Raw genomic sequence first — 1032 nt, 5'->3', positions numbered from 1 at the left:
GTCCCAAAAGTTGGTCAATACGCTTTAGATCGTTATGGTTATCTAGCTGGTAAAGATAGGGAGCGAGCCTCGGATATAAATCGATTTTTTGCTGATGATAATATTGCCTTAATTTTACCAATTCGCGGCGGTTGGGGAAGCTCTCGTTTATTGCCTTATCTCGACTACGATTTAATTCGTCGTCATCCGAAAATTATCTGTGGTTTTAGTGATATAACCTCTTTATTGTTGGCTATTTATGCCAAAACTGGTTTAGTTACTTTCCATGCTCCTAATGGCTTTTCTAGTTGGCGCAGCGCTCAAACTGAAAGCTTTCGACGGGTTTTATTTTCTGGGGAAAAGTTGACTTTTAGAAATCTTCCCGATCCCGATGATGCTAATCGTTTAATGCAGGTAAAAAATCGCATTCAAACTATTACTAAAGGTCAAGCAAAAGGTAAATTAATCGGTGGTAATTTAACCACTTTAGTCTCAATAGTTGGTTCTCCCTATCTACCAGATTTTACTGGTGGCATCCTATTTTTGGAAGATATTGGTGAAGATGTTTATGAAATTGACCGCCTGTTAAATCAATTAAAATTAGCGGGAATTTTCGATAATTTATCTGGTTTTATCTTCGGTCAATGTAGCAACTGTAGTGCCGATAGTGACTATGGTTCCCTGACTTTAGAAGAAGTGATCCGAGAATATATTCAACCCTTAAAAATTCCCGCTTGTTTAGGTTTAATGATCGGACATTTGGAGATTATTGAAACTATTCCCATCGGTATTGAGGTAGAATTTGATGCTAATCGGGGAACAATTACTATGTTAGAATCGGCGGTTAATAACTAGGGTTGGCTGAATAAATCTAAAAACCTTTTTGGATAAGGCTTTTAGACTTTTTTCCCCTCAAAAAGTGCTGACCATTGGAGTGATCGGGGGTAAAATTCCTGGACTTTTTCCCTGAAAATTAGGTAACTGATACCATTTTTCTTTATTCTTGGCAGGTATCTTACCCCCCCTTGCCCCCCCGACGTCGGGGGGGTTGGG

General features: G+C 39.0%; 1 protein-coding gene. It reads left to right on the top strand.

Going from position 1 to position 1032, the window contains the following annotated elements:
• The coding region (locus IQ242_RS25585) for an LD-carboxypeptidase (RefSeq protein WP_193961878.1) at positions 1-834 on the top strand (834 nt) is incomplete at its 5' end.
• Positions 835-1032 lie beyond the last annotated feature (198 nt).

The organism is Microcystis sp. LEGE 08355, assembly GCF_015207185.1.
GTDB lineage: Bacteria > Cyanobacteriota > Cyanobacteriia > Cyanobacteriales > Microcystaceae > Microcystis > Microcystis panniformis.
This window is presented reverse-complemented; position numbering and strand designations above follow the sequence as displayed.